We start from the raw sequence: 3624 nt of genomic DNA, 5'->3' as shown, positions 1-3624 counted from the left end.
CTCCGCCCTGGGTCGATCCAAAGGCGGATTGACCAGCAAGGTTCATATGCTGACCGATGCGCATGGAAATCCTAAAAGCTTTGAAGTGACCGAAGGGAACGCACATGATTTGCGAATGGCTGAAAGTTTATCGGCTCGATCAGCCGACATCGTGATTGCGGATAAAGGCTATGATTCCAAGCCTCTTCGAGACGCGCTGCTCGGTTCTGGCAAAATCCCCATTATCCCTTCCCGGAAATGTAGCATGTCTGCCAATCCTCATTTTGACAAAGAGATTTACAAGGCTCGACATGCCATAGAAAATCTTTTTGCCAAGATGAAACAATATCGGGCCTTTGCAACTCGTTTTGATAAATTGAAACGCAACTATGTCGCAGCAACAAGCTTGGTATGTTTCATGGTTTGGACTCAGTAGCATATATTTGGTGGGAAAATGGGACAAAAACAAATCAAAAAAATGCGTCGAGAACAAAGGAAAATCTTGGAGGAAGTCAGGCCTATTTTTTCTCAAGCGGTTAAAGAGCTGGAAGGTGACAGAGATCTCCTCGACGAATGGATAGAAATGGTACTGTTCCTAAAAATGAACGAACAGGGTATCCCGATCACAGAATATCTCCCCTCAAAATTGGGGTTTAAGGCCAAGCTGACGATATTTACGCCAGAGTTTTCAAGACGAAATGAGTACACGCCCTAGAAGTCAAAAAATTTTTCCTGCTCTGCGGACAGAGCATCCCACGCCTCTTTTTCGTGCTGGCCATCATCCAAAAGCGCAGGCCTGCGGTGCTGAAAAATCTCGTCCGCGAACTTCAATATCACGTCGCCCTTCGCGGGAAGCTGAACAGTGAGCGTGAGGATGTCCTCTGGCCGGATATTGGTTCTGTTGCGCCTGGTTAAGTCGGTGGTATTCCCGAGGAAACCTCGGGAGGGCGGCTCATGCTTTTTGACACCAAAGGTCATTGTTTTGAGCGCCAGATCATCATGCTCCATGTCCGCTGGTATCTTTCCTATAAGCTGAGCTACCGCGACCTTGAAGAGATGGCCAGGGAACGTGGGCCTGAGGTTGATCACGCACTAGAGGATTGGTTCGGTGAGGGGGTGGGGAAAGCCTTGTGGGCCTTCCCCTTCGATCAATTGACACACACAAGCGAGGCTGCCGGCAGACCCGGCTGACAAACCTTCTGTTTTATTGGGCGAATCAAGTTTGCACATAATAGCCAAAAGTACTAGGCGGACAAATTTCCAGTGAAGGATGCAGCCGGTCCCGGCAGAGCTTTACGAGCATAGCAAAAAGTATTAGGCCCGCTGATTGGTGTAGATATTTGACGTGAAGGCAGAAAGGAATTGAGGAACAAAGGCCGTTTCGGGCCTTTTCTCACGGTCGTCTGCAAGAATCCTGCGGCGGTCACGAGCCCGAAGTGACTGGCGGCGCTGCTCCGCTGTCACCGAAAAAGGTAAAGAAGAGACCAACAAGGACGCAAAGAAGTCGCTCGCGATGCTAACCAAAGAAGCGCTCGCCAACGTTTACCAGCGCCATGTCCCTTTGAAAGGGGGCAGCGCCTCGCCCTGTCCAGATACTTTTCCCAGCTAGGGCAATTTGAATCCAGACAATAAAACGGACTGGCTGGCTTACAGTTTTCCAGGTTGAGATATCGTCTTGAAATCATCGAGTTTTATAGGGGTTTTTCACTATGAAGATGGAAGAGTTTATGAAAAAACCGGCGAGCGCTCGACATTTTCTGCATAACGTCAAATTGGTCAATTTGTGGACGAAGGAAGGGCATACGCAGACAGAAATCGCCAGGAACCTTGGCGTCAGCGACGCCCTCATATCCCATTATAGAAAGGTTGCTGTCAGGTGGCCGACCTCTGCTTTAAAGGTCATCCATGAAAATGAGGCATCGTTTCCGGGGAAGGTCCTTACTGCACTCGCAGGGCGGACGTTCTCGGATCTCAGAGGTGGTGACCCGGCACGCAAAAGGAAAAAGCCGTCGCTCCTTGCAACCGTTCTGACAATCGCCGATGGCAGACAAATTCACTTCGGCGAATCTCAAGCGCGGGATACGGAGAGGATATTGATGGAGGAGCGCCTTGCCAATCAGGAACTGCGGCAACGCGTTCGAGACCTTGAAGGCCAACAGCAAAAATCCCACTGGGTCAAGGGACCGCCCGGGCCGTTGTTGAGGGCCGATGTCGGGTATTTACAGGATGTGCTCATTCACAAGAATTCAGCCAGAGTCGAACTCGATAGACAAAAGCATCTTGTATTAATTTTTTGCGGGACCAAGGATCGGTTTGAGGAGGTGGTTGAAATGCTTTTGTAAAGTAAGCAGGGATTCATGAGAGCGAGGTTTTTTTACCTCATGAAGCATATCCCCTGCCAGAACGAGTTCATCCTCGTTAACGAAAAGACAGACTCTGGAGCTGCGCAAATTTTCTGAGTCCATTGCGGTTATTGTTTCAACCTCTATTCCAGCCCGTTGAAGCAATTCAGCAATGACATCAGCTTGAAATTTATCCGGAAATGAAGCGAAGTGTTCCAATTTCATAGATCCTCATTCGAACCGTTCAATGGATTCAGCTTTGCATCAGCAAAACCATGGGATGGAAAAGGTCAAAAGTCGAAGCCCTGTCGAGTGAAGGACTGGAAAATGTTCGAAATCCATAAATTCCGGTTTCACAACGACATTGGATTTCGCCAATCGAAACTCTTTTTTCATAAAAATTAATCGTGTATGTCATTTTTTTAATCCTGCTCCTTAATATGTGTACTTTCAACAGGTGAAAGTGTGCATTTTTGGCAATTTTTAGAATAGTGTTTCCAGCCCCCGTATTTTTTGCCGCAATTGTCGTATACCGCGGATTATGAACAAAAACGCGTTACAGCAAAGATCCGTTCGGGAAAGGTCCATCTGAGGGCAAATCAGTAGGGAAGGAGGCCTCCTTGCATGACTCCGCCGTTGAGCTGACGCAGGGCGCATAAAGCTTGCGCCCGAAAGATTGAATGTATTATGGCTCCTGGCCCCAGCCAGGATCCAGTTTATAGGCAAATCGATGCGACGGAAAAAATCCACATTGACCAGACAGAAGCGGAATCCAATTGAGATAGGCGTCGCTTCGCTCCCAGTGAAACCTTACTCCGGAATCGGGTGACATCTTCCTGCGGAATCGACCGCCACCTTCACCGGAATACACAAACCAACAAACTGGAGATTGTTTGGGTCCACCCAGGTTTCTCGAGCCAGTGCTTACAATAACATCTACAAAGCAAGCACTGTTCTGGAGTCGATCAAACTTTTGGATGGAATTATGCAGCTTTCCTGCTTTTCAGGCTTTCATTTGTCCTCCAGAGGTTGCTCTTGAAATTTGTCCTGGTCGGGACGCAATTGATTTTCCACAATTATTCAGTAAGCAGTGCACATCGTGGTTTCACCATTATCCTGGGTGAGCAGTGACCGGTTTTACGCCGCTTGTGATCAACATAAAGGCTCAGAATGAACGTCGCTGTCATGAGCGGCAAAGCTGACGGCAAATCCTTTGCAGACGTGGGGCAGCGACAAAACTCGTTGAGATAGGGCAGGTTTTGACACTTTGATTTTGTCATGCGTTTTGTCACTGGAACGATGC

The 3624-nt window shown here is 48.3% G+C and carries 4 protein-coding genes and 1 pseudogene; 4 read left to right on the top strand and 1 reads right to left on the bottom strand.

Annotated features, from left to right (window positions below; translation table 11 throughout):
- Positions 1-7 precede the first annotated feature (7 nt).
- Together VE954_RS31095 and VE954_RS31090 are read left to right on the top strand one after the other, a co-directional pair.
- Positions 8-415, top strand: coding sequence for an IS5 family transposase (locus VE954_RS31095; protein ID WP_324960328.1), 408 nt, complete (start codon positions 8-10; stop codon positions 413-415).
- Between the two features lie 18 nt (positions 416-433).
- Positions 434-694, top strand: a complete 261-nt coding sequence (locus VE954_RS31090; RefSeq protein ID WP_324960326.1) for a hypothetical protein — start codon at positions 434-436, stop codon at positions 692-694.
- Here the strand turns inward: VE954_RS31090 and VE954_RS31085 are convergent.
- Positions 691-987 carry a hypothetical protein gene (locus VE954_RS31085; protein WP_324960330.1) on the bottom strand — a complete coding sequence of 99 codons (297 nt, stop codon included), beginning with the start codon at positions 985-987 and terminating at the stop codon, positions 691-693. The genes VE954_RS31090 and VE954_RS31085 overlap by 4 nt on opposite strands.
- Here VE954_RS31085 and VE954_RS31080 point away from each other — a divergent pair.
- Positions 934-1071 (top strand): annotated as a pseudogene (locus VE954_RS31080) (IS6 family transposase); the annotation flags it as partial. The gene VE954_RS31085 and the pseudogene VE954_RS31080 overlap by 54 nt on opposite strands.
- A 617-nt stretch (positions 1072-1688) precedes the next feature.
- Positions 1689-2321: a hypothetical protein gene (locus tag VE954_RS31075; RefSeq protein ID WP_324960324.1), complete on the top strand. Its 633-nt coding sequence runs from the start codon at positions 1689-1691 to the stop codon at positions 2319-2321.
- Positions 2322-3624: the final 1303 nt, after the last annotated feature.

The sequence above is a fragment of the Oligoflexus sp. genome, from assembly GCF_035638955.1.
Lineage (GTDB): Bacteria > Bdellovibrionota_B > Oligoflexia > Oligoflexales > Oligoflexaceae > Oligoflexus.
Note: the sequence above shows the minus strand (reverse complement) of the source record. Positions and strands in the feature narration are given on the sequence as shown.

What these genes read in the sequence shown, in the direction of transcription:
- VE954_RS31090 (WP_324960326.1), top strand. Translation starts at nt 434, where the DNA reads ATGGGACAAAAACAAATCAAAAAAATGCGTCGAGAACAAAGGAAAATC.
- VE954_RS31085 (WP_324960330.1), bottom strand. Translation starts at nt 987, where the DNA reads ATGGAGCATGATGATCTGGCGCTCAAAACAATGACCTTTGGTGTCAAA.
- VE954_RS31075 (WP_324960324.1), top strand. Translation starts at nt 1,689, where the DNA reads ATGAAGATGGAAGAGTTTATGAAAAAACCGGCGAGCGCTCGACATTTT.